Annotated in this window: 27 protein-coding genes and 2 tRNA genes; 12 read left to right on the forward strand and 17 right to left on the reverse strand. The window is 50.0% G+C overall.

Going from position 1 to position 25,825, the window contains the following annotated elements; all coding sequences use genetic code 11:
- Window positions 1-246 precede the first annotated feature (246 nt).
- Entirely contained in the window at window positions 247-2,268 is a 2,022-nt protein-coding gene (gene feoB, locus H8730_RS03755; protein WP_177717370.1) for a ferrous iron transport protein B, read from the reverse strand.
- Complete coding sequence (locus H8730_RS03760) at window positions 2,265-2,534, reverse strand: FeoA family protein (protein ID WP_488153845.1); 270 nt, start codon at window positions 2,532-2,534, stop codon at window positions 2,265-2,267. The genes feoB and H8730_RS03760 overlap by 4 nt, the downstream gene beginning before the upstream one ends.
- Before the next feature lie 229 nt (window positions 2,535-2,763).
- Here H8730_RS03760 and H8730_RS03765 point away from each other — a divergent pair, with 229 nt between their 5' ends.
- Window positions 2,764-4,131, forward strand: a complete 1,368-nt coding sequence (locus tag H8730_RS03765; RefSeq protein ID WP_177717372.1) for an ADP-ribosylglycohydrolase family protein — start codon at window positions 2,764-2,766, stop codon at window positions 4,129-4,131.
- A gap of 164 nt (window positions 4,132-4,295) precedes the next feature.
- Here H8730_RS03765 and H8730_RS03770 read toward each other — a convergent pair.
- Both H8730_RS03770 and H8730_RS03775 read right to left on the reverse strand, forming a co-directional pair.
- Window positions 4,296-4,366 (reverse strand) — tRNA-Cys (locus H8730_RS03770).
- A 3-nt stretch (window positions 4,367-4,369) separates the two neighbouring features.
- Window positions 4,370-4,441, reverse strand: a tRNA-Glu gene (locus H8730_RS03775).
- Between the two features lie 135 nt (window positions 4,442-4,576).
- Between H8730_RS03775 and H8730_RS18005 the strand changes: the two genes are divergently transcribed.
- The gene (locus tag H8730_RS18005) at window positions 4,577-4,978 is read left to right on the forward strand and encodes an FGGY family carbohydrate kinase (RefSeq protein WP_177717375.1); all 402 of its coding nucleotides are present in this window, start codon (window positions 4,577-4,579) and stop codon (window positions 4,976-4,978) included.
- Window positions 4,979-5,025: 47 nt separating this feature from the next.
- A complete protein-coding gene (locus H8730_RS03780) occupies window positions 5,026-5,502 on the forward strand; it encodes an FGGY-family carbohydrate kinase (RefSeq protein ID WP_249289394.1) in 477 nt (158 codons plus the stop codon).
- A 16-nt stretch (window positions 5,503-5,518) separates the two neighbouring features.
- On the opposite strand, the gene H8730_RS03785 is transcribed toward H8730_RS03780, so the two are convergent.
- The 4 genes from H8730_RS03785 to H8730_RS03800 all read right to left on the reverse strand — a co-directional run bounded on the left by H8730_RS03785 (window position 5,519) and on the right by H8730_RS03800 (window position 9,860).
- Complete coding sequence (locus tag H8730_RS03785) at window positions 5,519-6,373, reverse strand: YitT family protein (RefSeq protein ID WP_177717378.1); 855 nt, start codon at window positions 6,371-6,373, stop codon at window positions 5,519-5,521.
- A 328-nt stretch (window positions 6,374-6,701) separates the two neighbouring features.
- The gene (locus tag H8730_RS03790; protein ID WP_177717380.1) at window positions 6,702-8,837 is read right to left on the reverse strand and encodes a family 78 glycoside hydrolase catalytic domain; all 2,136 of its coding nucleotides are present in this window, start codon (window positions 8,835-8,837) and stop codon (window positions 6,702-6,704) included.
- A 208-nt stretch (window positions 8,838-9,045) separates the two neighbouring features.
- The gene (locus tag H8730_RS03795) at window positions 9,046-9,213 is read right to left on the reverse strand and encodes a hypothetical protein (protein ID WP_177717382.1); all 168 of its coding nucleotides are present in this window, start codon (window positions 9,211-9,213) and stop codon (window positions 9,046-9,048) included.
- An 83-nt stretch (window positions 9,214-9,296) separates the two neighbouring features.
- Window positions 9,297-9,860, reverse strand: coding sequence for a biotin transporter BioY (locus H8730_RS03800; RefSeq protein ID WP_177717384.1), 564 nt, complete (start codon window positions 9,858-9,860; stop codon window positions 9,297-9,299).
- 291 nt (window positions 9,861-10,151) lie between these two features.
- Between H8730_RS03800 and H8730_RS03805 the strand changes: the two genes are divergently transcribed.
- Both H8730_RS03805 and H8730_RS03810 read left to right on the forward strand, forming a co-directional pair.
- Entirely contained in the window at window positions 10,152-11,690 is a 1,539-nt protein-coding gene (locus H8730_RS03805) for a hypothetical protein (RefSeq protein ID WP_177717386.1), read from the forward strand.
- A complete protein-coding gene (locus H8730_RS03810; protein ID WP_177717388.1) occupies window positions 11,687-12,169 on the forward strand; it encodes a PH domain-containing protein in 483 nt (160 codons plus the stop codon). The genes H8730_RS03805 and H8730_RS03810 overlap by 4 nt, the downstream gene beginning before the upstream one ends.
- A gap of 29 nt (window positions 12,170-12,198) precedes the next feature.
- Here the strand turns inward: H8730_RS03810 and H8730_RS03815 are convergent, their stop codons facing one another.
- The 3 genes from H8730_RS03815 to H8730_RS03825 are packed head-to-tail and all read right to left on the reverse strand — an operon-like array spanning window position 12,199 to window position 15,341.
- Complete coding sequence (locus H8730_RS03815; RefSeq protein WP_177717390.1) at window positions 12,199-13,527, reverse strand: oxidoreductase; 1,329 nt, start codon at window positions 13,525-13,527, stop codon at window positions 12,199-12,201.
- A 29-nt stretch (window positions 13,528-13,556) separates the two neighbouring features.
- Window positions 13,557-14,318, reverse strand: a complete 762-nt coding sequence (locus H8730_RS03820; protein WP_177717392.1) for a sugar phosphate isomerase/epimerase family protein — start codon at window positions 14,316-14,318, stop codon at window positions 13,557-13,559.
- 12 nt (window positions 14,319-14,330) lie between these two features.
- The gene (locus tag H8730_RS03825) at window positions 14,331-15,341 is read right to left on the reverse strand and encodes a hydroxyacid dehydrogenase (RefSeq protein WP_177717394.1); all 1,011 of its coding nucleotides are present in this window, start codon (window positions 15,339-15,341) and stop codon (window positions 14,331-14,333) included.
- Between the two features lie 148 nt (window positions 15,342-15,489).
- On the opposite strand from H8730_RS03825, the gene H8730_RS03830 reads away from it, so the two are divergent.
- From H8730_RS03830 to H8730_RS03845, 4 genes are all read left to right on the forward strand, one after another.
- Window positions 15,490-16,281, forward strand: coding sequence for an AraC family transcriptional regulator (locus H8730_RS03830; RefSeq protein ID WP_177717396.1), 792 nt, complete (start codon window positions 15,490-15,492; stop codon window positions 16,279-16,281).
- A gap of 396 nt (window positions 16,282-16,677) precedes the next feature.
- The gene (locus tag H8730_RS03835) at window positions 16,678-17,148 is read left to right on the forward strand and encodes an SMI1/KNR4 family protein (protein ID WP_177717398.1); all 471 of its coding nucleotides are present in this window, start codon (window positions 16,678-16,680) and stop codon (window positions 17,146-17,148) included.
- 58 nt (window positions 17,149-17,206) lie between these two features.
- Window positions 17,207-17,668: a hypothetical protein gene (locus H8730_RS03840; RefSeq protein ID WP_177717400.1), complete on the forward strand. Its 462-nt coding sequence runs from the start codon at window positions 17,207-17,209 to the stop codon at window positions 17,666-17,668.
- Window positions 17,669-17,785: 117 nt separating this feature from the next.
- On the forward strand, window positions 17,786-18,391 hold the full coding sequence (locus tag H8730_RS03845; protein ID WP_177717402.1) for a hypothetical protein: 606 nt from the start codon (window positions 17,786-17,788) through the stop codon (window positions 18,389-18,391).
- A gap of 277 nt (window positions 18,392-18,668) precedes the next feature.
- Here the strand turns inward: H8730_RS03845 and H8730_RS03850 are convergent, their stop codons facing one another.
- Together H8730_RS03850 and H8730_RS03855 are read right to left on the reverse strand one after the other, a co-directional pair.
- Complete coding sequence (locus H8730_RS03850; protein ID WP_177717404.1) at window positions 18,669-19,238, reverse strand: chromate transporter; 570 nt, start codon at window positions 19,236-19,238, stop codon at window positions 18,669-18,671.
- Complete coding sequence (locus H8730_RS03855) at window positions 19,235-19,810, reverse strand: chromate transporter (protein ID WP_177717406.1); 576 nt, start codon at window positions 19,808-19,810, stop codon at window positions 19,235-19,237. Before H8730_RS03855 ends, H8730_RS03850 begins: the two co-directional genes overlap by 4 nt.
- Before the next feature lie 363 nt (window positions 19,811-20,173).
- On the opposite strand from H8730_RS03855, the gene H8730_RS03860 reads away from it, so the two are divergent.
- The 3 genes from H8730_RS03860 to H8730_RS03870 are packed head-to-tail and all read left to right on the forward strand — an operon-like array spanning window position 20,174 to window position 22,651.
- A complete protein-coding gene (locus tag H8730_RS03860; protein ID WP_177717409.1) occupies window positions 20,174-20,767 on the forward strand; it encodes an MBL fold metallo-hydrolase in 594 nt (197 codons plus the stop codon).
- Window positions 20,691-21,614, forward strand: a complete 924-nt coding sequence (locus H8730_RS03865) for a metallophosphoesterase (protein ID WP_249289397.1) — start codon at window positions 20,691-20,693, stop codon at window positions 21,612-21,614. The genes H8730_RS03860 and H8730_RS03865 overlap by 77 nt, the downstream gene beginning before the upstream one ends.
- Before the next feature lie 17 nt (window positions 21,615-21,631).
- A complete protein-coding gene (locus H8730_RS03870; protein WP_177717413.1) occupies window positions 21,632-22,651 on the forward strand; it encodes a D-alanine--D-alanine ligase family protein in 1,020 nt (339 codons plus the stop codon).
- A 113-nt stretch (window positions 22,652-22,764) separates the two neighbouring features.
- Here H8730_RS03870 and H8730_RS03875 read toward each other — a convergent pair whose 3' ends face one another.
- The 4 genes from H8730_RS03875 to H8730_RS03885 all read right to left on the reverse strand — a co-directional run bounded on the left by H8730_RS03875 (window position 22,765) and on the right by H8730_RS03885 (window position 25,802).
- On the reverse strand, window positions 22,765-24,762 hold the full coding sequence (locus tag H8730_RS03875) for a hydantoinase/oxoprolinase family protein (RefSeq protein WP_177717415.1): 1,998 nt from the start codon (window positions 24,760-24,762) through the stop codon (window positions 22,765-22,767).
- 353 nt (window positions 24,763-25,115) lie between these two features.
- Entirely contained in the window at window positions 25,116-25,241 is a 126-nt protein-coding gene (locus H8730_RS17530; protein WP_283243841.1) for a hypothetical protein, read from the reverse strand.
- Complete coding sequence (locus H8730_RS03880; protein ID WP_249289399.1) at window positions 25,223-25,456, reverse strand: hypothetical protein; 234 nt, start codon at window positions 25,454-25,456, stop codon at window positions 25,223-25,225. The genes H8730_RS17530 and H8730_RS03880 overlap by 19 nt, the downstream gene beginning before the upstream one ends.
- Window positions 25,443-25,802: a hypothetical protein gene (locus tag H8730_RS03885; RefSeq protein ID WP_249289401.1), complete on the reverse strand. Its 360-nt coding sequence runs from the start codon at window positions 25,800-25,802 to the stop codon at window positions 25,443-25,445. Before H8730_RS03885 ends, H8730_RS03880 begins: the two co-directional genes overlap by 14 nt.
- Window positions 25,803-25,825 lie beyond the last annotated feature (23 nt).

Below are 25,825 nucleotides of genomic sequence, written 5' to 3' on the forward strand. Positions count from 1 at the left end.
GTAAAACCAAATCGCTAACACGACACGATCAGTATACCACAATTGCGTTCCCATGTCTCTAGACAAATACTGGTCTGTGTTGAAAACCATGCTAGTAGTATGGCAGTCCATACCTCTCTATATGCCTATTTGCGCAAAAAACCGCAAGCCTTTGCCTGTGGCCGCGGTTTTGTACCATTGGTCTGCCCTAAAATTGTACCGGTGCGTATCACGCCCCTTGCTGTTGACCTTGCTTCAAGCGGATCTTCACATCAGAACCCTCGCCACGAAAAAGACCAAAACAGCGACTCCGTAGGCGGCGGCCGTTTGATACAGCGCCGTCAAGAGCGCTTCCTTCCACGAGCCCATCTCTCGCTTTGTAGCTGCAAACGCCGCTACGCAGGGCATATACAGAATCGTAAAAGTCAAAAAAGCCAGGGCGCTGGCGGGAGTCGGAAAGATCGCGCCAAGTGCGGTTGAAAGCTGTAGGTCGTTGGCCGCACCGGTCAAGACCGTTAAGGTGCTGACAACCGTTTCCTTCGCTGTAAGTCCTGTGATTAAAGCGGTGGACGCTCTCCAGTCTGAAAATCCCAGAGGGGTAAAAATTGGTGCGATCAGCGAGCCGATGGATGCAAGAATGCTATCTGCGCTGTCTGTCACCATGTTTAGAGACCAATCCATGCTCTGTAAAAACCAGATCGCGATAGACGCAATAAATATGATGGTAAAGGCCCGGTGAATAAAGTCTTTCGCCTTTTCCCACATATGCAGGAGAACGCTTTTGACCGTTGGCAGGCGATAGGCCGGCAATTCCATAACGAATGGCACCGGGTTGCCTTTGAACGCCGTACTCTTGAGAAGGAAGCCGGACCCGATGGCGACTAAGATTCCCAGGACATAGAGCCCAATCATGACAAGGGCGCCATGTCTGGGGAAGAAAGCCGCTGTGATCATCCCATAGATGGGAAGCTTAGCGCTGCAAGACATAAAGGGTGTCAAAATAATCGTCATCTTCCGGTCCCGCTCGCTGGAGAGAGTGCGCGTAGCCATGATTGCTGGCACGCTGCACCCAAAGCCTATGAGCATCGGGACAAAGGAGCGCCCCGACAAACCGATCTTTCGCAGCAGCTTATCCATGACGAAGGCGACACGCGCCATATACCCGCTGTCCTCCAGCAAAGACAGAAAGAAAAACAAAAGGACGATAATGGGCAAAAAGGACAGCACACTGCCTACGCCGGCGCAAACGCCGTTAATCAACAGCGATTGTAGCCACTCACTGACATGGGCCTGAGACAGCGAAGACGATAGCCAGCCAGAAAACCAGCTAATTCCGCTCTCCAACAATTTCTGGAGGGGAGCGCCCAAGACACTGAATGTCAGCCAAAAGATGAGAAGCATAACCAGCAAAAAGATGGGAATGCCAGCATATTTATGGGTCAAAACACGGTCAATCTGTTCCGAGCGGATCTGTTCCTTTGTCTCCTGGTGCTTAACGACACAGTCCTGACACACCGCCTCGATGTACGTATATCGCATATCCGCCAAAGCGGCCTCCCGGTCTGTCTGGAGATTCGCCTCCATCTCCTGGACTACATGTTCGATGATATGGCATTGATTGTCCGTCAGCCTCAGAGCCTTTTCCATGGGTTCATCCCCTTCAACCAGCTTGGTTGCGGCAAACCGCGTAGGATATCCGGCTTCTTTCGCCTGGTCTTCAATTATATGGGCGATGGAGTGGATCGCCTTATGTACCTCGCCGGAGCAAAAGTCCATTTTGGCTGGCATCTTCCCCCCCTGTGCTGTCTTCATGAGCTGATCTATCAGATCCGCGATTCCTTCGTTTTTCCCCGCGGAAATGGGAATAACCGGAATTCCCAGATGCTCCGATAGCACATCCACATGGATCACATTGCCGCTTGCTCGCACTTCGTCCATCATATTGAGGGCCATCACCATGGGAATGCCCAGTTCCATCAGCTGCAGCGATAGGTATAGATTGCGCTCGATGTTGGTGGCATCCACGATATTGAGAATCACATCGGGATGCTCCTTCAGCACAAAATCTCTCGTCACCACCTCTTCTGAGGTATAGGGCGATAAGGAATAAATGCCAGGCAGATCCACGACCACCGCGTCTTTATGTGCTCGGATGCGCCCTTCCTTTTTCTCCACTGTAACTCCTGGAAAATTTCCAACGTGCTGATTGCTCCCCGTCAAACAATTGAACAAAGTGGTCTTTCCACTATTTTGGTTGCCTGCAAGGGCAATCAAATACCCCTCTCTCATTTCCCAAGCTCCTCTCGAATTTCAATCTTCGCCGCATCCTCCCGGCGGATTGTCAGAACGTAGCTTCTGAGGTATAGTTCGATGGGATCGCCCATGGGCGCTACTTTTCGGACAAACACTCTGGTCTTCGGTGTGAGCCCCATATCCAAGAGCCTGCGGCGAAGAGCGCCTTCTCCCCCCACGGAGACAATAATGCCGCCCTGTCCAGGCTTAAGAGAGTCTAGTGTCATGCTGCTTCCCCCCGCTGTGTTAATTAGCACTCTCATCTTACGACACTCTCGATTCTTTGTCAAGAAGGTTCATGAAAAGTCCTGCCTACCTTCCGCTTACTGCTACATATTCAATCGAGCAGGGGACCGTAAGCATGTGATTTGACGACGCAAGGCAAAAGGGAGCATATGATCGATTTTGCATATTTCTTGCTCTTTTTTAGCTTGAACTAGGCAAGATTATGCTATATACTGGAGGTAATTCAAATCTAAAGGAGGAATTGACATGGCAGGTTGGACATCTTTAGAAAAATTATTGCGTTTTGAGATCACGCAAAGGACAGAAGAAGGCTGCAAGACAGAAGGATACAAAGAAATGCTGGAGGCTTCCCCGAAGGACGAGGCTTCTCTGAATCAGCTGTATGACTCCCTCATGGCGCTCCCCATCGACGAATCTTTTCCGTATCAGGAGCCTTCCGATCTAGATGGAATCCGGCGCGAGCGGCCTGAACAGCAGCCTGCACCGGCAAGCGCATCCCCGTCCTATGACTTCTTCTTGGGCGCGTGGTTAGGGCGAAGCGCCGGCTGCGCCCTAGGAAAACCTGTGGAGGCGGGACCCTTTATGGGTGGTCAGAATGGCATTCCCGGCTGGAAAATGGTCTACGAGTGGTTTGCCGGCGCTGGAGCGTATCCCATCCACACCTATACCCCCGGCTCCTCCTCAGCGGAGCAGGTATATGGACTACGCGTCAATCCGAATCACAGCCTGCGGGAGACGATTCAGTACATGGAGACGGATGACGATATCCGCTATACCGTTTTAGGTCTGATTTTGATGGAACAAAAGGGACTGCAATGGGATACCTGGGATGTAGGGAATCTGTGGCTTACCCATCTCCCATACCACCTGGTCTGCACTGCGGAGCGCCAGGCCTATTTGAACCTCCCCTTTGCACATGACCGGTTGGCTACCTCAACCACCCCACAGGAACGGCAGGCTGTCTTGGACTGGGTTCGCACTTACCGCAATCCCTACCGCGAGTGGATCGGCGCCCAGATCCGCGTTGACGGATATGCCTATGCCGCCGCCGGAAACCCAGAATTAGCGGCAGAACTTGCCTGGCGGGACGCTTCCCTGTCCCACGTCAAAAACGGAATCTACGGCGCTATGTATTGCTCTGCCATGATTGCCGCCGCCTTTGTCGAAAAGGACACAGAATCCATCATTCAGGCCGGTCTCCGGCAGATTCCCCGCAATTGCCGTCTGGCTCACGATATTCAAAAGGCTATGGAGATCACGGCCTCCGCTAAGGACGAGCTGGATCTCGTCTCCAAAATCTGGGATGCCTTCTGTCACTATGATCCTGTGCATACAAACAATAACGCGGCTCTCTGCACCGCCGCTCTTCTGTATGCCGGTGACGACTTTGAAAAAGCCATCACAACCGCAGTGCTGGGCGGCTGGGACACGGACTGTAACGGTGCGACGGTGGGATCCATCATGGGAGCCAAATTAGGCGCCTCCAATCTGCCCAAGAACTGGACAGAGCCTCTCCACGATACGCTCTATTCCGCCATCCCCGGTTTCCACCCTATCGCCATCAGCGAATGCGCGAAGCGCAGCTATGAGACATACCAAAAGATCAAGGGATAGCGCATCGCCGTGACCTAAATGACTGACAGCATGCCGTGGACATAAACGAAAGATACATATCGTTTATATCAGCGGCATGCTGCATTTTATTCTTCCAAAGTCCACCTGAGGGCAGCCATTTCCAATAAATGCAAAAGAGCTTCCTGGTACAGGAAGCTCTCAAGAGGCGCCACCCAGATTTGAACTGGGGGTGAAGGTGTTGCAGACCTCTGCCTTACCACTTGGCTATGGCGCCATATGACCCGTGAGAGAATCGAACTCTCGTTACCGCCGTGAAAGGGCGATGTCTTGACCGCTTGACCAACGGGCCTTCCTTATGTTGTGCTCAAAACTGGATTACAGTATACCATAGTGGACAAATCTCTGTCAATACCTAATTTTATATTTTTTGCCGCAAAATATTTGGCTGTAAATTGAACAGTATCCCCCCTGTCTACCTCTTATTTTGCAATCTGACTGGAGCGGGCAGCCTCTTCCGCTGTTATCATGGCTGAAGCACACCTCGCCACAGACCTTTGCTCAAATGCAAACGATTTTGTTTTGTAAGGACCTTCTCAGATGGTTTATGTCCGGAGTTGCCGTCACGGAGGAGACAGACGCGTCTGCCGCGGGACTGCTGAACTGGCAGACAGGGAGATCCGACCACGACTTGCTCCGAATATACGATCTGGAGGATGCCTCGCCTAAATTACCCAAAATCGTAAAGAGCGACCAGATAGCCGGATATGTTACCGAATCCTTTGCAAGAAAGACAGGGCTGCCCGCCGGGATTCCTATTTTGGGCGGCTTATTTGACGTTAACAGTTGTATGCTTGGCTCAGGTATAACAAAGGAAGGACAATACTGAACGGAATCTCGTATTCCGAAGCCGATCAGTTGGTTTCCGCACAATCCATGGATGAAGACCTGCTCTATCTACCCTATCTATATACGCCAATGGACTTACCATCTGCTCAGGGTGGTTTTGCCGGACTCCGCTCCTATCACGATTCCGCCGCCATGTTGCGCGCCGTGTTTGAGGGTATCGTCTTTGAACATCGCTATCGCTTAGAGAAATTACAACAGTCCGGTATTCAAGCAAATTGTGCCGTGCTATCGGGCGGAGCCGCCAACAGCGCAGTGTTTGGACAAATGTTTGCCGATGCCTGCGGACTGAAGATATTCATCCCCGCTCAGTCGCAGTCCGGCGCTTTGGGTGGTGCAATCCTTGGAATGGTAGCCGCTGGGATTTATCCTGACATTCACACCGCCATCGATGCTGTGGTTCAGTATACGCGCTGTTTCTCCCCGGATCCTGCTGCCCATACTTACTATGAACGAAAATATAGTCGCTTTCGCGGTGTGCAGCAAAATCTTAGAAATGTGATGTGAGACTTTGCAGATCCGGTCATATTACATGCCGAAATCCTTTTCCCGACTCCTTGCTCGCCTGGGTCACAACCACCAGTGCATTGCTGTCAATCTCTTTGATCTGCTCTTGCAGCAGCTCACAATCCTTTTTGAACACAGCGCTCATAATAACCTGCCGCGCCTCTTTGCTGTAACCGCCCTCGCCTCTTAGCAGCGTAACGCCGTTTCGCTTTGAGACCAATATCTCTCTGATCTGCCTGGAATACTCGGAAATCACAATCATCAGACGCTTCTCCCCCAGGCCGCCAATCCCATTGTTCATAACAATTCCCGAAATGTATACGCAGATCACAGCATACAGAAGGCTGTTGATGTCCCGGTATCCAAATGCTGATGTGATCACCACTCCTATGTTCAGAACTGTCAGCAGGCCTCCCATTTGAAAGTTAGGAAATACCTTCTGCAAAATCAGACCTAAAAGGGGCATCCCGCCTGTGCTGACCCCGCCCGCATACATCACTGCCAATCCGATCCCCATGAGAGCCCCACCAAACATGGACGCCAACAGCGGATCCCCTTCATAGACGGGAATCCAGACGACCACATAATCCATCACTACAAACAGCAGGACCGCAGAGAACAGCGTCTTTAACACCAAGCTCTTCCCTAAATAGCGCCCACCTATGAGCAGCAGAGGCACCGTAAAAAGAAATAGGAACAATCCAATTGGAAAACCCGTAAAATAATGTACCAGCGCAGCGATTCCACCGGCTCCTCCTGGAGCAATGTGGTGCGGTGTCGTAAAACATAGAATTCCCACTCCATATAAAACGCTTCCCACAAGGTTGGCGCCTAGATAAAATCCGACTTCTTTCCACTTCCGAGGCTTCATGTCTACACCTTCCACTACTCTTTGAATTTTGCAGTTGCCTTACAGTATATTATACCATGCCCCCGCTAGATTACAACCATATTTTAACAGTTGTATTTCCATGGGACGGACTTTTCCATTGGAAAATAAGCCGCCGTTGTTTAAAAATTCAACGGCGGCATTTTCTCATCCTTTCCCGTAGCGCTTGCTCGGATCCGCTCAAACGTAGCCGATCATTCCATTGCCGTTGGCCAATTCCTCCCAACCCTATGGGAAGGCTATCATCATTGAGTAAGCTTTCCATGACCTTACCTCCATCTTCGTGATGGAAGTAGTATGTCCCCTTGGCCTATGCTTCATTCACCCTTACAACCCCATCCGCAACGGTCACGGTATACTGTCCCCCCTGCGTCGTCAAGGACATGGAAAGAGACTTTAACTGCTTGGGCAGGTGGGGATTGATCTGGACTGTCTTCCAGCCATCATCTGAAGAAAGTCCCAGCAGATCCTCTATCAGGATGATGATCGGCGCGCTGGCCCATGGATGGCACAGGCTCATATTATTCTTCTGGTCCTTGCCCCAGACTTCAAAACAGCTAGTTGCGCCTTCCCGCAGCATGTTAACCCAGGAATGGTCTGATGTATTGAGGATCAGATCGTACGCCGCCTGATACTGACCAGATTGGCATAGGCTTTTCAGTATAAAATACGAGACGAATACACCGCAGCACAGCCCCTTTTCCACAATGAAATCCACAATCGCCTGTGTTTCATCGGCCATTCCATAAAAGAGCGCAATGCCGTTGGCGTGCAGGGAGCAATGGTTGGACTGTTCACTGTCGGCAAACAGATGCTTCTCTGGGCGGTAAAAGACCTTTTGGAAGCTCTGTCTCACTGGTTCTGGATCCACGGTTATTGGCAGTTCTAATATTGCCTCAATGGCGGCAAGAGTTTTTAGCGCACCGTAGTAATAGGCGTTAATCACATTATGGCATCCCTCTCCAACGGGAATATCCAATGGAAAATCATAGTCATCCCGCAGATTGCTCGGCCAATCCACCAGATTCCATTTATCCTTGACATTGCGTAGAAGTCTGTCTTCCCTCTCATATCGGGCAAAGTACTCGACAACGCCCTTAGCCGTGGGATACAGGTCCGCCAGAGTCTCTCGATCCCTTGTATACTCATAGTAATGGAGCAGTTCTAGGGGATACAATAAAGAAAAGTCCGCGATCTCCTGCATCAAGCTCGCCGGAGCGACGATCATCATCCCCGGGCAAATCGCCGTTGACCCCCGAAAATCATAGAGCGCCTTTTTATAAAGCCGGCTATCGCCGGTGAGGTATAGATGGGACATGGCAGTTACCGCCATATCTCCTAGATACTGCCCCTTTTCTCTTCCAGGACAGTCCACAAATACTTCCTGGCTTCCGATCTGAACGCCTCTGGCACAGAGATCCCAGATTTCTTTTAGGAGAGGTTCCGAGCATTGGTCTATCACAGAGGGATTTCGGTACGGGTAGTGCTGCGCCATGAGGGTTATGGACGCTGGAGTTATGGCAGATGAGGAGGTCTCGATTTCCACATACCGCAATGCCTTATAGTCGAAATTCTCCAGCTCATCCTCTTGACCTGAAAGTGTCCAGATCTCCTCATAGCGGCAGCCACTTCGCATATCGAATCGAACGTGTCCGTCACTCTGGAGTTCCTCTCCACATAGAACGCGCACCTGTTCTCCCCGCTCTCCTTTTGCCTGTAACCGCAGACACCCCGCCTGCTCTTTTCCATAGTCTAAGAGGAAGTGGCCTGGTCCGAAGTTCGTAATCGCCACCGGTTCAACGGGATACACCTCTAAGACCGGCGTGATCTGCTGGACGAGCCGATGGTCATCCTTCTCCTTGATCGCCATAAAATTCCAGGTATGATCCTCAAAGTCCAACGTCTTCCACCCGTGAATCTGGAGCCGGGCGTCAATATTTTCCAAATACTGGGTATCATATCCGACCTTACCAGATTCCACATACTCCTGTGTGTCTGCATATTTCCAGGAATCGTCGGTGACAATATAACGATCGCCCAAGTCAAGGGACGCTATCATTCCCTGCCGGTAATCGCCGCTAGTCCAGACGCGGTTGATGAGCCCCTGGTAGTAGATGTGAACGGCCAGAACATTCTTTCCCTTTTGCAGATATTTCGCGATATCCATCTGGTTGTACTTGTAATCGGTGTAATAAGAGGGTGCCGGCCCCTGCGCTACATAGCAGCCGTTGATATACAGTTTATAATAGTCATCCGCCGAGATACTCAGAATTGCCGTTTCTGGCACCGTGTCCAAGATAAAGGTCTTGCGGACGAGCGTGTGCCGGTTCTTTAGGCTTTCCTCATGAACTGGCAGTTCCGTAGGGTCTAACTGCTTTTTAAACACTTTGATAGGCGTTAATTTTTGATACTCTGGATGGCAGATCCAGCGAGCTTTTTGATCCATCACAACCTCCATCTTTTGCGCAAATGTACTGATTTCCATTGTATCACAAAATAGGAAAAACGCAATGCAAAAGTTTGCGGGATGCAAAACTTTAGAACAACCTTCGTTTCTTCTCAAATCCTCTCCTTACTGGGTGCATTTCAAATGACACCCGAATCCTATAGCATGAAAAAGACTGTCCCTCGATCAAAATCGGGGACAGTCTTTTCTACTTCCATTCTGGAGTACCGCCACGGCAGAAGGAATCCACAAATTGTTCCAAATCCTTCTTGTTGCGGATCTCTAGATCACTTTGCATGATATCCTCCTGCACAAATTTCGGCAGGCTGTCAAAAAATTCTCTTGTATCCGCATCAAAATTGCGTATATCCGGCATGGCCGCCACCTCCGTTTTTTATCCATATCCATAGTCTGGACAGAATAAAATCGGATTATACTGCGGCAGGTCTTATTTTTAGTCTATGACCGCTCACCTCTATACGGATTCAAGACTTTATTGAGGACAATGCCTAGGTAGGAGGCCACGACGCATTTGATGATGTCTCCAAGGAGAAACGGCAAGACGGCCGCGATTACCGCTTCCAAAATGCCCATCTTCTGAAACCAGCACATAAAGGCAGTTCCAAAAAAATCGATGATGGGGATCCCCACTGCGATGGTGACAAGGCAATACCGAAGCCATTGGATGCGCTTTCCTTTGATTGCGCTAATAACAGGGGCGGCTACCAAAAATCCAACGATGAAGCCACCTGTCGGCCCAATGATCCTGCCAATACCGGATGTTGCGCCTGCAAAAACCGGGAGACCAAAAATGCCAAGCAGAATATATAGCCCAACTGCGCAGGCGGATTGAACCGGTGTCAAAATCAGTGCTACAACATTTACAACTAAGGTCTGCGCCGTCAACACCACCGATGTGAATGGCAAGGGAATGGCAATGTAGGATGAGACACAAAGTAGGGCAATACAAAGGGCAATCTTAGTAAGCTGAACAACATGGGTCGATTGACGTGCGGTATCCATGACAGAGCTCCTTTTCCAAATTCCTATTTTTCTTTAGTATAACAAGCCCTCCTCCAAATGTCAACCAAAAATGCATTTACGGTTTACATTTTGTCCTGCTCTCCGCATTGGCCCTTGCATTTTCGATTGATTTATTTATAATATAAAGTATTGCTGTACTCGCTATGTTTCCGCGGGCCAGGCGATAATTTAGTGAAAATCTTTAAAAACTTCATATATTTGTAAGATCTATATGGTATACTATTGGTATAGCTGTCATGACTTTTCTATACAACAAATGAGGGACTGAACATGAAATTGCTGAAAGAACACCGCGTCTACCTCTATGCCTTTCTTCTCTCCGCCTTTCTCCTCACATTCTGTTCCCAGGCATCCTTTGTATTTCCCTGTCACAGCCGGGTGGATCAAAATTGTTTTTTGACAGTGGGGAGGGGAATTGTTGAAGGCCTTGTTCCATATCGGGATCTGTTTGAACAAAAAGGTCCATTGCTATATTTTCTACATGCCCTTGCTTGGCTGATCACCCCTGATTCCTTTACTGGCGTCTATCTTCTCGAGATTCTATTTTTCTCCGTCGCCCTTCTATACGTACATAAAATTTCAAATCTATATCTTCCTAGCAGAGCCTCCATCCTTATTTTACCTGCTACGGCGCTCTTGATCACGACCAGCAATTGTTTCCTCCGCGGCGACAATGCAGAGGAATTTTGTATTCCCCTACTGCTGGCCAGCCTATATTCCATCCTGCGATTCTATCACACCGTTTCCGGGACATCCTTTAGGTCCTGTCAACATGCTGCCATGCCCGCTTCTTCCTTCTTTATCCATGGGATCGTAGCCGGGTGCGTTCTCTGGATCAAATTTACCATGCTTGGATTCTGGGCCGCCTGGGCCGTCCTGGCCCTGCTGCCAGATCTTTTCGCAAAACGCGTAAAGAGTCTATTCTCCAATTGTCTCCTCTTCCTCAGTGGTATGGCAGTCAGCACTGTCCCCTGGATCGTATATTTCGGCTTTCACGGTGCAATCTCTGATTGGCTGTATGCGTATCTGTACTCCAATATCTTTCTCTATTCCAAGTCCCTGGGCCTATTCGGACGGATTTGGCATTTGGCGGGCTCCATAGGCGTAGCCGCCATCTGGAACCCATTGCTCGTTGGCTCTATCGCCATAGGTATCCTGTGGTTTCGCCCTCCCCTTGCCCAGGCTCTCGACCGCAAGGTCATGCTGATCACACTGATAGCCCTGACAATTCCCCTTTATATCGGGGGTACGAACTATGATTATTATTTTCTCATTGTTTCTCCCTTTGCTCTCTTCGGCGTTATAGGCGCTGTCCAGCGGTATTCGGCCAAGATAACCGCCTATAAACTTCGGTATGGCCGACAAGCCTACTGTATCCTCTGTCTGTCCACCCTGGCCCTGACTCTTGTGCTGAGCAACTGTCTGCCCTACTACGGTATGAAGAAGGAGGACTATCCACAATATCAATTTGCGGAGATCATTACCCACAAGCCTGATTCCACCATGCTCAATTATGGATTCCTTGACGGTGGCTTTTATAAGGCAGCGGATAAAGATCCCTTGACGAAATATTTCTGCCGGCTAAACATTCCACAGGACAAGCTTCCAGAGATGGAGGCGTCGCATCGCCGATTGCTCCGGGAAGGAATCCCCGACTTTGTTGTCACCCGCTCCCGCTATAACGACTCCTGGAAGGATTCCGGCTGTCCTGAGCTCTTTCAAAATTACGTGTTAATTGCGGAAGGTGAAAATCTTCCTGATTTTTATAAATATTATCTCTTTCAACGAAAGGAAACGAATCTACAATGAAGCGCTCTTCCCTCCTCGCCACCTGCCTCTCCATCCTCTTTGCAGGCGCTTTTCTGTTTCTTGTCGCCTATGTATTCTGGGGCTTTCTGGCCGCCATTTTGTTTTCTCTCCTCGGCATGCTCCTTGTGGGGTTGGCACTGTATCGCACTCGACGCCATGCAGAGACGTGTGCGGATGAACTGCGCGCGCGATTTCCCGGGGAAGCCCTCCTTTACGTGGCCTCCGCCTCCTACCTGACGGATCGCGGTACCTTTCCCGGAACCCTTGCTGTCACGCCCGCTCGAATCTGCTTTTTCGGAGGACGAAAAACATCCATCACGGTGATGATGGATGTTCCACTCTCTGATCTTCAAGACTGTATGTTTAACATGTTTTTTTATGCCATCGAGACGTCGGGGGATGTGCATCAATTTCGAGTCAAACAGCATGAGAAGCTGATGCGCATCTTGCAGGATCAGGGTATATCGACGCAGGGATGATGCTGGCCGCACCTCAAATCCAACAGACCTTACTTTTTTAATACATCCCTCCGGTAGATTGGCAGATACACGTCCTTGTCCCGGATGACACAGCCAGCAACTGTTCCCGCCCTCATCAGTTCAGAGCACTTGCCGCATGTAATGCAGCACTTAGCAGGGTCCATGGCACCGCTATTCACGATATCCCGATAAAAATCCGGGTAGGCAAAGGCCTCTCTCCCAAATCCAGCAATGGCGCACAAGCCTTCTTCCAGCATTCCCGCCGCCAGCATCGGCGCGAACTGTCTAAGATAACTATTTCCTGAAGACACGATGGCAAGCTTGGGACAGGCCTTCTGGATCTCACCTACGCATCGGACCATCCGCGCCACTCCTTCTAGAGGATGTTCCTGGGGAACATAGGGGCCTCCGTCGAAGGGACGATTGACATGGGGGTTGACATACGGATTTCCGATGGTGATATCCAATAGGCTCAGCCCCGCTTCCTCCTGAAGCAGCTTGGCCAGACGTATTCCCTCTGTCAAATCCGGTTCCACTCCCCCGTCTGGGGAGACACCAAATCCATATGGATACGGGAACCCATCGTAGACGTTTAAGCGAGAGGTCACCATAAAGGCATCGCGAGTTGCCGCCTGGGCGTTTTGAATTCCATTTCGCAGAAGGCGGGTGCGATTTTCAAAAGAGCCTCCGAAGGCGCCAGGCCTGTTGAAGGCGGACAACAGCTCATTATTCAGATACCGGTGGCAACATTTGATATCGATGCCGTCGAATCCCGCCATCTCCGCCTCTTTTGCCGCTGAGCCAAACCGCTCTTCCAACCGCATAAGCGCATCGTCTGTAATGATGCGCTCCGGGGATATGGGCGTATCTTTCTCGAAGATCGGATTTTGATATGCGATGATCGGCTCCGGCTTTCCATTGGGTTTTGAATATCGCCCCGAATGGGTTGCCTGCATGATCACCACCGGTTCAAAGCCATGCTCCTGGAGGCAGGTCTCTTTGATCATCTGGACCAATCTCTTGAAACTGTCCAGAGTCTTCTCATTCATAAAAAGCTGTCTCGGGTTGGCCCGCCCTTCCTGCACTACCGCCACCGCTTCAACCCAAATCAGCCCGACCCCACTTTTGGCAAAGCGCTCGTAGCGGCGCTCTGTCAGCGTATCCGGACGACCATCCCGAGTGCCGTCACACCCTTCCATAGGCTGAATTGCCATGGAATTGGCAAATCGCTTTCCCTGAACCGTGAGTGGCTTTTGAAGCCTCTCCAGCTCGGTCGATAGGGGGAGAGAGACGCCTACCGTGTTCATCTCCTGCTGCAGCGCGTCTAGCGTGTTATAATGAAATGTCTGATGCTCCATCGGTCAAAACCCTTTCTATCTTAGAATCTTCAGTGAGACAGCCTCTTGCACATAGACTGTAGCGTCGCCGCGTCCCGTGAAAACTGGTCCGGATCGTCGTCCTTCACAAACTCCAACAGGGCATAGTGCATGGCCGTATCCCTCGCCGCCGGCCGCAAAAATGTCTCCCATCGGGCCTCCCCTTGCTCCAGGGGAAACCGCTCATACTTTTGCCATTGGTAGACGTGGAGATTGGTAAGCTTACCTAACTGTAAAAGTTCTATCACCTGTCCCTCGTGTTCGCCCCATGGTCTGTCGCCCAAAGGCTGCCAATAGGTGTACAGGTTTGGCTCTTCCGCTTCTTTCAACAGAGCGACAGCTGAATCCTGCATCACCGTCAAGGTTCCTCCGTGGTATTCCGTGGAGACTGTGATATTCTCCCTAGCCGCCATGCGGGCCGCGTCTCGGATGCGCTGGACAGTCCGTGCCCTCTGCTCTCTGTCACAGTCCTGCGGTTCCCTCTCCCCGGCCCAGATTCGAATGTTGGGCGCTCCCAACGCTTTCGCTGTGGCCAGTATATCCTCAAACGTCTCGTCCTCCAGAGCTCGGTAGTAGGACCCGTAGGAGGCAATCTCCAGACCGTTTTCCCTCATCTTATCGGCTGTATAGCGCGCTTTGTCCAAATCTCCGTGGGGAACATGAACGTCCCCACCCCATTCGATGGCCATGAGCCCCGCTTCCTTGGTTCTCCGGATAACCTCGTCCACATCGAATTGACGGAAGGTCACGGAAACCATCCCTGTCTTGATCATCTCCAACTCCTCCTATGCCATGGTCTTAAGCATATCCAATGTGACTTCATCGGGTGAAGGTTCTCCCCTGAGGACTCGCTGGTAATCTTCCACCATGAATTCTGCCATACGCCGCACTTCATCCTCAACGCTCCCCGCTCGATGTGGCGTTAAGAACACATTGTCCATGGTATAGAATGGGCTGTCCGGAAGTGCCGGTTCCGGGTCTGTGACATCGAGAAGTGCTGTGCGGTTGGGATGCTCCTGGAGCGCTCGAATGAGATCCGCTTCCACCACCTGGGCCCCTCTTCCAGTATTGATGAACGTCGCATTGTCCGCCATGAGATCAAAGAGCCGCCCGTTCAGCATCCCTTTCGTCTGTTCATTGTTCGCCAGATGATTGCTGATTACGCTGCATGTGGAAAAGATTTCTTCCAGGGAGCATTTCTTGACCCCCAGGGACGTGGCATCCTCGTCGCTTAAGAAGGGGTCGAACACCACTGTCTCCAGACAAAAATTCCTAAGCAATCCGATGAGATACCGGCCGATGACGCCCACACCGATAATCCCCACACGTTTGCCATAGTTGCCGCCAAAGGTGTCACAGTACTGGGCCGCCTCATCAAAACGTCCAGGGTGATCTTTCATCTTCTTCAGCGATTGAAAATATCCTTTGTTCGCCAGCAAGATCTGCGCCAGCGTAAATTCCGCCACCGGGATTCCGTTGGCCCTCCACGCTGAAAACACCCGGACCCCACAGTTCAGGAAGGGCCGGGCAAAGTACTGAACAGAACCGGCCGCATAAAAAACGCACTCCAATTTAGGAAAATAGTCTCGAATCTGTTCTTCTGTGAGGACGGTCATCCCCCATGTCGAAAATCCATATTTCACGTCCTTCAGGAATTCCCGATTTTCTTCAAGAGTATCTTCCCGTATCACCACCGGGCAAAATTCCAATTCCGGCTTCACTATTGCCTCCGGCGGCTCCCCATACACCTTGCAAAGGGTTTGTTCCATCGTGGAAAAAAAGACTGCCTTATCCATACCTTTACCTCCTATGCTTTCTGCCATACAAATATGAACCGATTCTTTCCATACTGATGATTCTATGGTATAATAAATTTGCTTTGCTGTGTCATCTTCAATTGTCACAAAATAGGCGAAATTTGCTTTTCCGGGAGGGATACCGAGCATGGACGGCACTTCACTATTTCGCTGTGAATACTCAAATCAGCCAACTCCAATCCATAAGCATTCCCATATGGATTATGAAATTCTATATGTAAAAAAAGGCGAGATCGGTCTTTCCATCTCGTCTCACCTCTACACCATCCATGAGGGGGAACTTGTATTCATCAGCAATCTCGAAGAGCATTGCGTCGAGATTCAGTCCTCCCGCTATGAGCGGTATTATGTCATCTTTTCATCCCTCTCCCTGGACCGTCTAATCAACAATCCAAAGCTCATGTCGCTGTTCAAAAATCGCCCCCAAAATTTCTGCCATGTGTTTCCCGCTGTGGAAGAAGCGGGGCCAATCTTTACCGCCCTTTTGGAGGAATCGAGGGTGAATGATCCTCTGAGCGCTGAGCGCGCCGCCTGCTTGATCAAAGAGTTGCTGATCCTCCTGTACCGCCGGCACAGCCATCGGTTTCCGATTCCCGATAAGCCTGTTCAGGAGAGCATTTACCAAGTTCAGAAGTATATCGACCAAAACTTTGCCCAGGACATTAAGATAAAAGAGTTAGCAGAAAAGTTTTATATTAATTTTTATTATTTGAGTCATACCTTCAAGGAGCTGACCGGCTACAGTCCAAAGCAGTACCTGCTTCTCAATCGGCTGACGTACTCAAAAGAGCTGCTGGCGCAGACATCCCTCTCCGTTGGCGAGATCGCCATGCGCTGCGGTTTTTCCGATGCCAACAGCTTTATCCGGACCTTCCGGCGGCACTACGGGACGACGCCGAGTCAATACCGCCGGCCGTAATACGTTACTTTTTAGTAAATCAGAATGCTGTGCGATTAACTAATACGATATATTGACGAAATAATAGCATTAGGATATAACGAAAAGTTATCTTAGATAACCTTGATTTAATTAAACCTGCCTAGCCAATATTGGTTCGGCAGGTTTTATGTTACCCATTTTTCTAAAGACTACTTAATTAGTCTATTCTATAGCCTTGCTCTGAAGGTCCTGTATTTTCAAGACTTTTCGTCAGTTTGTATATATGTAGGTTTGTCAAACATGAGTGAAAGCGAATAAGGAAAAGTACCGAAAACGAGATGCCCTTACAGCGTATGCTACTTGTGCTTTCTATAATGGTAATGTATAATTATACTCAAACAAACCGACAAGTCTGTAATGATGGAGGTGTTCTTTATGAGTTATCAGAATTATAAAGAAGCGATGAAAATTGCGCCAAAATGCAGATTTTATACTACTGCGGGCGGTAAAACCCAGGAAGAAATAAGCAAATCCGAGGAATTGTTAAACGTTAAATTCTCCAAACAGTGCAGAGAATTTTATGAACAATACGGGTATCTGTCTTTCTTTGGGAATGAGATTTTTGGTATTGACCCGAATGATACTTCCGGCGAATTGGAAGGCAATTCCGTTGCATATGCCCTAAATGATCGTGAAGAATATGGATTGCCCACTCACTGGATCCCTATCTATACCTTTGATGATGGATCGATGGCATATTTGGATTATTCATCCTTAAATGACGACGGCGAGCCTTGCGTTATTACGGCACGATTTAATGGTTCAGCGTATCAGGCAGAGGAAACGATTGCCGAAGATTTCGGCAATTTTGTTCTACAGCTTGTTAAAGAGCAGCTTGAGGGATAGCTTTTCGTCCTAGGCTGACTGTCGGCAGGAATAAAAAGCATCGGAATGGAGTTTTTTAATGGATAATGAGAAAGAGACCTTAAGGAAACAAAGTATGCAGGCGACAACAAAATTATCATTGTTTCTGACTTTACTATTACTATGTTTTGAAATTGCCTTTTGCTTTTTGAGTATAAGGTTTATTCTTTTTTCATGGATACCCTTACTGCCATTGATACACATACTAAAAAGAAAAGTTTTTTTTAAGAATGCCCAATTTTGTTATGGGGAAATTATAGAGGCTGCGGCAGGCGATTCTGATGATGTATGTATGTCAACGAAAATTCGATTTATAGATAGCAATTCAAACAAAGTATATGAAACATGGGTATATGAGCATTGGGGAGATTTTGACGAAGAACGGAAAAAGGCTATCGATGCGTTTTATAAGAATGGGGCAGAGAGAATCGGGAAAAAAGTTCCCGTATTTTATAAAATAAAAAATCCGAATAAAAATATAGTATTGATTGATGCTGTTTGAAACGATGCAGCAAATCAGCCATGTCGCCGCTTTATAATTGACTTTTCCATAATGGTGATGTATAATATTGCCCGAGCGTATGAAAATTATAGATTTTGAAATAAGGAGTTAGTATGTATGTCAGAACGAAAAAACAAATGGATACTTGTACCTCTGCTTGCGCTGATGATTGTTTTATTAACGGCGTGTAGCGAAAAGAATGCTGATGTAGACAATACGGTTTCAGGTTCCTCTGATAGCCATACGGAAACGGAAAGAAACGATATACAGGATTCGGAGGAAAGCGATGGCTATGCTAAATTCAGTCAGTTAGAGATTGGTATGACCGAAAGTGATGTGAGAGAGATTTTAGGCGAGCCTACAGAGGTTGATAAAGCTTATCATTATTACAACATTACAGTAAACGGACAGGAACTAGAAATACAAGTATGGATCAATACAGTGAGTGGTCTGGTTACATATTTCGGCGGCAATTTCGAGAAAGATGAATATAGAGCTGAATTTGTTGACAGTAAAACCGATCTTTCGGCTGCTGATCAGCTAGATAGCGGCGAGTTGAGTACATATGACGAATGTGTGAGTGCATTTAAAACATCTGGATATTTGATTAGTCTTAATGAGGACGGCGAAGCAAGGTATCTCTGGGTTGATTCCAACGACGGTCATTTGTGTATCACATTTGGTTCTGATGGAAATGTAAAGTCATATGTGGGGTACTGTTAAGGGCGTTTCCATACAACATTTCTCTGCAATTGGAAAGTAGAATAAAATACAAAAATATATCTCTACTGTAAACTATGTACGACACCGCCAGCGATCACAGGCTGGGCGGTGTTTTTCTCTTCCTATCGGCTGTCCCTGTCTGTTCCACAGCGCTTTCCATTTTTCGGAACGTCTGCACATCGGAACAGATTCTTGCCTATCTTCTTGGTGGGAAGATAGACGCTGTAGAGGAAGATATTTCCCCTGTGCCTACCATTTACCCACGGGGAATATTTAATCAAATCAACAAACAATAATACGCGCCGAGCCCTAAAATACCAGCCCCCGCCATGACATAAATCGGATTGGGCTTCCATTTTCGCAGAACAAAAAGACAGAAAGCGAACAGAACTACAGCGATCCAGTCTATGTCCGGCAGAGAGAAGGAAACCGGGTTTCCATTCCAGAAAGCCAGGATCAAAATCGATAGACCGGCTGAAGCAATCAAACCCACCACTGCGGGGCGCAGTCCATCCAAAATCCCCTGGATCACCGTAAGCTTTCGATACCGATAGTAGATAAAGGCCAGCAGCAAAACAATGACCAGCGAGGGCAACACACAGCCCACGGTTGCGACAATCGCGCCCCCTATGCCTGCAATGCGGATTCCAACGAAGGACGCGGAGTTGATGGCGATGGGGCCTGGCGTCATCTGGGAGATGGTGAGCACATCTGCGAATTCCGTCATGGTGAGCCATGGATGCACTTCAACCACTTGGCGCTGTATAATCGGCAACGCCGCGTAGCCTCCGCCGATGCTAAACAGCCCGATCTGAACGAAACTCCAGAATAATTCCAGGTAGATCATGGGGTCTCCTCCTTTTTCTTTTTTCCTCTCCACAGAACCTCCAGCGCCCCAAAAGCCCCGCATACCAGGATGATCCAGACGACATTGATTTTGAGCACACAGGCGCAGAAAAATGCTCCTATCATAATCCCTATGGGAATCCATCGCTTCCCTTTGCAGATGGTCTTTGCCATGGTGATGACCACATCCACAATGACAGCCGCCACGCCTGCCTGCATGCCGCGCAGGACAAGGCTGACGGCCACGCTATCCCGGAAAGCTGTATAGCCGATGGAGATGATGGATAGAATGATCAGGGGGGGCAATATGGTGCCAAGCACTGTAACCAGGGTTCCCGGAATCCCTGCCAGACGGTATCCCACAAGGATGGATGCGTTGACCGCCATGGCCCCTGGGGACGATTGCGCGATAGCGGTCAGATCCATCATTTCCTCTTCCTCGATCCAGTGATACTGCTCCACAAATTTTTTCCGCATCAGCGGGATAATAATGTAGCCTCCGCCAAAGGTGAAAGCGCTTAAGCTGAAAGTAGCGGAAAATAACTTCCAGTAAAAAGAGAGCCCCTTTTTCATACCTACCTCCACTGCATAGTCTTCAACTATGTTTTGATTCTTCATCGCCTGCTTTACATAGGATTTCAGTTGAACGATAAAAATATGCGGTTGCGATCAGAAAGGGATCTGTTTTCGGATTGCTGGGCAGATCCCCCCTACACTCTTTGATGGCATAACTCCAACTGGCGCTGTCAATCCAGCGCCTGCGTCCTCCTTGTCACACCCGCACGTAGTTCTATTATCTTGCAGAACCTTTTTGCTGTCAAGCATTCCTTGTCAAAAATGTCTTCGGTCCTTCCCATGTGCAGCGATCTTGACACTTTTCACCGATTGGGAGTATAATAAGCAGCATATCAATCTTAACCAGAAGGAGATTTTACCATGGCAAAACTTTACTATCAAGGACATGGAAGCTATCGACTCACCACGAACAATAAAACCGTGATCTATGTGGACCCCTATGCTGGAGATGGCTATGATATTCCAGCTGACATTATTCTTGTCACGCATGATCACTACGACCATAACAATGTCTCGCTGGTTCGGACTTTGGCGGACACGAAGATGATTACCGCCAAAGAGGCATTACAAAATGGTCAATACCAGCGGTTTTCCATCAAAGATGTACAGATCGATGCGGTTCCTGCGTACAACCACAATCATAAGCGTGAAGAGTGTGTCGGCTACGTCCTGTATGTGGATGAAGTCTCCATCTATGCTGCTGGCGACACGTCCCGCACCGATGCCATGACGTCTCTGCTGCCAAAGTATCACTTAGATTACGCCCTGTTGCCCATCGATGGCATCTATAATATGGATGCGGCGGAGGCCACCGCCTGTGCTCAGAGTATCGGCGCAAAACACTCAATCCCGATTCATATGAAACCAGGAGCCCTTTTTGATCAGAAAATGGCGGAACGGTTCATGGGGCCAGGGCGCATTATCGTCGAACCTGGCCGGGAAATCGACCTTTAAGGCGGCTGCCATGTCCGACAAGGCACGACGCCGAAGAGGTTGGAAGCTCTGGTTGAGTCTCGTTGTGGCTGTCCTTCTGTTCTGGTTTTATGAAAATTTTACCCTCTCTGTGGATCAAGTCTCCATCCCAAATGGCAAGATCCAATCCCCCGTCACCATCGTGCAACTCTCCGACCTGCACGGCACACAGTTTGGCCCAGGCCAGGCCGCTTTACTCTCCAAAGTGGAACGGCAGCGGCCTGATGTGATCGTTGTGACGGGCGATATGTATACTTATGGCGATGAAAAGGGAGCCGCCCGGGCGATTGCCCTCCTGACCCAACTGACCGCCGTGGCGCCGGTGTACTTTGTCCCTGGCGAGCATGATGCAGATACGGGTTACCTGCAATCCCTGCGCGAAGGGGGCGTTCATACCCTGCTGTACACCTACGAAGACATAACCATCCGCGAGAATGCCCTTCGGCTCTACGGTATCACCAACGCCTATTTTTCACCAACCTTTGACCTCCACAAGGCATTCGATCCCCCGCCGGACTCTCGCTTCTCCATCCTCCTGGCGCATATTCCAAACTATGCCGCCTATAAAAACTGGGGCGCCGATCTAATCGTATGCGGCGACACTCACGGCGGGATGGTTCGTCTTCCTTTTCTGGGACCATTGCAGTATAATGGCATATGGTTTCCCAGACTCACGTCGTCACAGCCTGTCTATGATAAGGGCTTCTATGAAATGGACGGCCATGCTCTCTACGTCTCCAGTGGCCTTGGTAATTATCCCTTCCCAGTACGTCTCTTCAATCGACCTGAAGTGTCGGTCCTAACGCTCGTCCCCTCCTCCAATTCCTGATTGAAAGGAAGTTTGCTATGAAAATTGTTGTATTGGCCGGTGGCCATAGCCCTGAACACGACGTCTCCCTCTCGTCAGGGAGCTTGATCGCCAACGCACTTTTAGAAAATGGCCATGAGGTTGTACTGTTGGATCTCTATGAGGGCTTGCGCCTAACGGCCCCTCTTGCATCCTATTTTCACGCGCCAGGGTCCGGCGCTCCCTTCTCCTATAGAGTTCCCGAGGTAGCCGCTGAACTTCAACCGCTTTCCGCGGATGCCTCTCTCATTGGCCCCGGCGTAATGGAACTCTGCCGCTTCGCGGATCTCGTTTTTCTCTCCCTGCACGGCTCTATGGGAGAAAATGGTCAAATTCAGGCAATTTTTGATGCCTATGGGATTTCCTATACAGGAACCGGATATATTGGCAGTCTGCTGGCAATGGATAAAGATCTGTCAAAGCAGCTTATGGCCTCCCACGGCGTTTTAACGCCCCGCTGGTCCATCTATGACCCTGCCGTGCCATCCGACATCCCATTTCCCTGCGTCGTTAAGCCCTGTAGCTGTGGCTCCAGCGTAGGTGTGGCGCTGGCAGAGGACGCTCCCTCCTTAGCTCTCGCCCTGGGCAAGGCCGGCGACTATGATGATCGCCTGCTCATCGAAGAGCGCATTGTCGGACGGGAATTTTCCGTGGGCATCTTGGACGGCCGTGCCCTACCGCCCATTGAAATCGTGGTCACAGAAGGATTTTATGACTACCGCAATAAGTACCAGCCCGGGCTTACGAAAGAGCTCTGCCCAGCGCCCATATCCGAGGCGCTGTGTCAAAAGCTACAAACGCTGGCGTTAACGGTGCACTCGGCACTCCGCCTCGGATATTACTCTCGGATCGACTTCATCGTGGACGCAGGTGAGCAACCTTACTGTCTGGAAGCCAATACATTGCCCGGTATGACTCCCACAAGCCTACTGCCGCAGGAGGCTGCCGCCGCTGGCATCTCCTACACGGATCTGTGCGAAAAAATCGCTCAAGCAGGGGTGAAGGAGCGCCGGCGCTAGCCTCTTCCCTGAACTATGGAAGAACCTTCAGTTCCCATAGAATCATAAACCGGATATGATTTCTCTTGCCTTGGCAGCCCCGAAACCATATCCGGTTTTCCTTTCCAATACATTTATAAATCGCCTAATTTCCCCACTGCTGTGACTGTGACGCGAGTCCCCAGGTACACATGCATATCCCTCGCTTCCGCCACATCCTCCTCCACACCTTGGCGAATGGTTAGCTCTCCTGTAGCGCCACGCCGGCGCGCCTCCTGCTTTGCCGCCTCCGTAGCCTGCGCCGCGGCGAAGCTTCGCGCCTCTTCCGCCTCTTGAAAATATACATTCTGGTCTGTTCCGTACACACAGAAACCCTCAACGCCATCTTCGTTGCATTCCGGGCGGATTTCAATGGTGCAGCTGGCTACGATATTGCCCACCACCGCACCGACCGCGTTGGCCACCTCTGCGTGGGGCGGAATGACGGCTCGAGTCCCCAATAACTCCGCCACCTTTGGTAGAAAGATATGCGTTGGCGCTCCAACCCCGATCAAGGCAGCCGGCGTTGTCAAAATAGAGTTTAACAGCGTCCCTTCGCGCCCTTCAAAACAATCCCGAAGGAATACTTCCATCCCCGCATCCAGGCCATGCTTTTTGTAATAAGGATTTCGGTCTTCCAATAAAATGCGGGCGATATTCCGATACAATTGCCAGTGGATTTCCTCATACACCCGATCACACAGCGTATCCAAATCCATCCCAACACAAAGTGCTACCTGGCGGGCGCCGAGCTTGGATGCCTCTGCATCATAGCGCTGAAAATCCCCTTTAATATGCATGATATCCGTAGGCGTTAGGCCACTGCGGATGACGACACCTTCCTTTTCCAATCGCATTACGTTGAGCGTATACACATCCTTTCCCATAGCGGTGGCAGCTTCCTCCAGGGTGAGCGGACCATTCTCCAGCGCTTGGCAGAAGTCTTTTTCTCGATCCGAATACCGGTCACTGTGGGATATATCCTTGAGACGCAGATAGAACTCATGGATATATTTCGTATGAATTCGCTCTTGTTCTACTATATCCCGCAATTTCTCCGTGACGTTGGGATACTGCGCCGCCAACATGCACAACGGTACAACCCGAACTGAATCTAAAAGTAGCTGGCGGTCATTATACCGCACCGCTGTATCTCCCCCAAGCGAAAATGTATCGACGTACAATCCCTTGACAAAGGTCCTCCACTTTCCTACCCGAATTCCATCTTCTGCGCGAACGGGAATCTTGTCTTTCACAAACGCGATGTCCGTAGTGGTCCCACCCATGTCGACAATTAAGCTATTGGGTTCGCTTGTCAACTCCACGCCTCCCATCACACTGGCGGCCGGACCACAGAGCAGCGTTTCCACCGGGCGAACGGCGGTGAACTCCTCATTCATCAGGCTGCCGTCGCTGCGCACGATGACAATCGGGACCGCAATTCCCTTTTGCTTCAGAACTCGCTTTACCGCCTCCAAAAAATCTGCAATCACCGGAATCAGCCTGGCGTTGAGCAGCGTACTGGCGCCGCGCTGGATGCTGTTGAGATCGGAAAATAGCTCATGGCCGCAGACCACTGGAATCTCCAGCGCCGCCTCCACCAATTGTTTTGCCTTTTTTTCAATGGCGGCGTTATCCTTCATCGCATTGATCTCTACGATGGCCGCCGCGTCATAGCCGTCAAACCATTCATGGAGATTTTCGCCAAAGGCTTTCCAGTCCGGCTCCTCATCCAGCTGCCCATCAAAATGTGCACCCTGTTCCTGAAATACGATCGTCTCCATATCCGGCAGGCCATAGCGCGCCCCAGTGGATGCCGCCACCTTGCGGTCCACCCCCCAAAACATAAGCCGCGCACGGCCACCTTTATTCTCAACACAGGCGTTGGTGGCCAGCGTTGTCGATAGCCCTACGATCTCCGCCTTGACAAGCTGCCCCTGAGGCAGGCTGCTCATGGCCGCTTCGATGCCAACAGCCAGATTTTCCCGTGTCGTCAGCGCTTTCGCCTTCGCCACCACCGTCCTACTATGAAAATCATAGAGCACCGCGTCTGTGTATGTACCGCCTGTGTCGATTCCAATTCCAATCTTCATCGCATTTCCTCCTAACTAGGCTTCCGAACATGTATTTCCATTGTACCTTTGTTTTTAAGGGCTGTCAATTGCTAGAACCAGCGATTTTTGGAAGATATTCGTGATCTCAAAAAAAGGGCTGTCGCGAAAAGGATCGTCCTGCCCCTACATATATTGGAAGACTGCCCGCCGGCGGGGATTTTTCATTTTGTTTCTTCGTCGGCATGATCGTTTCAACTGTGACGGCAAGGAATTTTCCACCTTTTGCACGCCGGCCTCTGCCTTTCTTCATCATTCCGGCGGGGATTTTGCCTCCCTTTGCACGCTGGCGGCGGGGACTTTGTCTCCGTTTGCACGCTGGTCGCTGCCTTTCCTCACCTCGCCGGCGTGCATTTTTCTTCCCATTTCTCCGCCGCCTTGGCCGTTTCGACTCTGCCGGCGGAGAATTTGTCTTCGTTTGCACGCTGGCCGCTGCCTTTTTTCACCTCGCCGGCGTGCATTTTTCATTCTGTTTCTCCGCCGGATTGATCCTCTCGACGATGCCGGCGGGGATTTTGTCTCCCTTTGCACGCTGGGCCCCTGCCTTTCTTCGCCTCACCGGCGTGCATTTTTCTTTCCATTTCTCCGCCGCCTTGATCCTCTCGACGATGCCGGCGGGGATTTTGTCTTCGTTTGCACGCCGGTCTCTGCCTTTGCTCGCCTCACCGGCGTGCATTTTTCTTTCCATTTCTCCGCCGCCTTGATCCTCTCGACGATGCCGGCGGGGATTTTGCCTTCCTTTGCACGCTGGGCCCCTGCCTTTCTTCACCTCGACGACGTGCATTTTTCATTCTGTTTCTCCGCCGCCTTGGGCGTTTCGACGATGCCGGCGGGGATTTTTCTTCCCGTAGAATCAATTCCAGTAGATTGTCCGTCCAAAAGTCCGTGTTGATGTGCTTGTTTTCAGTAATCCGCTGATAGACGGACACTTCTGCACATTCGTTCTGTTCCGCAGATACCGTTTGCAGATAGTCTTCCATATGAAATTGTCTGTCCTTAAACCCATCTTTGGTTACATTCATTTACTCACATCTCCTAAAGTTCA

Origin of the sequence: Bianquea renquensis (assembly GCF_014384895.1) — a bacterium.
Taxonomy (GTDB): Bacteria; Bacillota; Clostridia; order Lachnospirales; family Bianqueaceae; genus Bianquea; species Bianquea renquensis.

Excerpts from the sequence above, each read along its gene's own strand:
- feoB (WP_177717370.1), bottom strand. The coding sequence starts at position 2,268 with ATGAGAGAGGGGTATTTGATTGCCCTTGCAGGCAACCAAAATAGTGGA.
- H8730_RS03760 (WP_488153845.1), bottom strand. The coding sequence starts at position 2,534 with ATGAGAGTGCTAATTAACACAGCGGGGGGAAGCAGCATGACACTAGAC.
- H8730_RS03765 (WP_177717372.1), top strand. The coding sequence starts at position 2,764 with ATGGCAGGTTGGACATCTTTAGAAAAATTATTGCGTTTTGAGATCACG.
- H8730_RS03780 (WP_249289394.1), top strand. The coding sequence starts at position 5,026 with ATGGATGAAGACCTGCTCTATCTACCCTATCTATATACGCCAATGGAC.
- H8730_RS03785 (WP_177717378.1), bottom strand. The coding sequence starts at position 6,373 with ATGAAGCCTCGGAAGTGGAAAGAAGTCGGATTTTATCTAGGCGCCAAC.
- H8730_RS03790 (WP_177717380.1), bottom strand. The coding sequence starts at position 8,837 with ATGGATCAAAAAGCTCGCTGGATCTGCCATCCAGAGTATCAAAAATTA.
- H8730_RS03795 (WP_177717382.1), bottom strand. The coding sequence starts at position 9,213 with ATGCCGGATATACGCAATTTTGATGCGGATACAAGAGAATTTTTTGAC.
- H8730_RS03800 (WP_177717384.1), bottom strand. The coding sequence starts at position 9,860 with ATGGATACCGCACGTCAATCGACCCATGTTGTTCAGCTTACTAAGATT.
- H8730_RS03805 (WP_177717386.1), top strand. The coding sequence starts at position 10,152 with ATGAAATTGCTGAAAGAACACCGCGTCTACCTCTATGCCTTTCTTCTC.
- H8730_RS03810 (WP_177717388.1), top strand. The coding sequence starts at position 11,687 with ATGAAGCGCTCTTCCCTCCTCGCCACCTGCCTCTCCATCCTCTTTGCA.
- H8730_RS03815 (WP_177717390.1), bottom strand. The coding sequence starts at position 13,527 with ATGGAGCATCAGACATTTCATTATAACACGCTAGACGCGCTGCAGCAG.
- H8730_RS03820 (WP_177717392.1), bottom strand. The coding sequence starts at position 14,318 with ATGATCAAGACAGGGATGGTTTCCGTGACCTTCCGTCAATTCGATGTG.
- H8730_RS03825 (WP_177717394.1), bottom strand. The coding sequence starts at position 15,341 with ATGGATAAGGCAGTCTTTTTTTCCACGATGGAACAAACCCTTTGCAAG.
- H8730_RS03830 (WP_177717396.1), top strand. The coding sequence starts at position 15,490 with ATGGACGGCACTTCACTATTTCGCTGTGAATACTCAAATCAGCCAACT.
- H8730_RS03835 (WP_177717398.1), top strand. The coding sequence starts at position 16,678 with ATGAGTTATCAGAATTATAAAGAAGCGATGAAAATTGCGCCAAAATGC.
- H8730_RS03840 (WP_177717400.1), top strand. The coding sequence starts at position 17,207 with ATGGATAATGAGAAAGAGACCTTAAGGAAACAAAGTATGCAGGCGACA.
- H8730_RS03845 (WP_177717402.1), top strand. The coding sequence starts at position 17,786 with ATGTCAGAACGAAAAAACAAATGGATACTTGTACCTCTGCTTGCGCTG.
- H8730_RS03850 (WP_177717404.1), bottom strand. The coding sequence starts at position 19,238 with ATGATCTACCTGGAATTATTCTGGAGTTTCGTTCAGATCGGGCTGTTT.
- H8730_RS03855 (WP_177717406.1), bottom strand. The coding sequence starts at position 19,810 with ATGAAAAAGGGGCTCTCTTTTTACTGGAAGTTATTTTCCGCTACTTTC.
- H8730_RS03860 (WP_177717409.1), top strand. The coding sequence starts at position 20,174 with ATGGCAAAACTTTACTATCAAGGACATGGAAGCTATCGACTCACCACG.
- H8730_RS03870 (WP_177717413.1), top strand. The coding sequence starts at position 21,632 with ATGAAAATTGTTGTATTGGCCGGTGGCCATAGCCCTGAACACGACGTC.
- H8730_RS03875 (WP_177717415.1), bottom strand. The coding sequence starts at position 24,762 with ATGAAGATTGGAATTGGAATCGACACAGGCGGTACATACACAGACGCG.
- H8730_RS17530 (WP_283243841.1), bottom strand. The coding sequence starts at position 25,241 with ATGCACGCCGGCGAGGTGAAAAAAGGCAGCGGCCAGCGTGCAAACGAA.
- H8730_RS03880 (WP_249289399.1), bottom strand. The coding sequence starts at position 25,456 with ATGCACGCCGGTGAGGCGAGCAAAGGCAGAGACCGGCGTGCAAACGAA.
- H8730_RS03885 (WP_249289401.1), bottom strand. The coding sequence starts at position 25,802 with ATGAATGTAACCAAAGATGGGTTTAAGGACAGACAATTTCATATGGAA.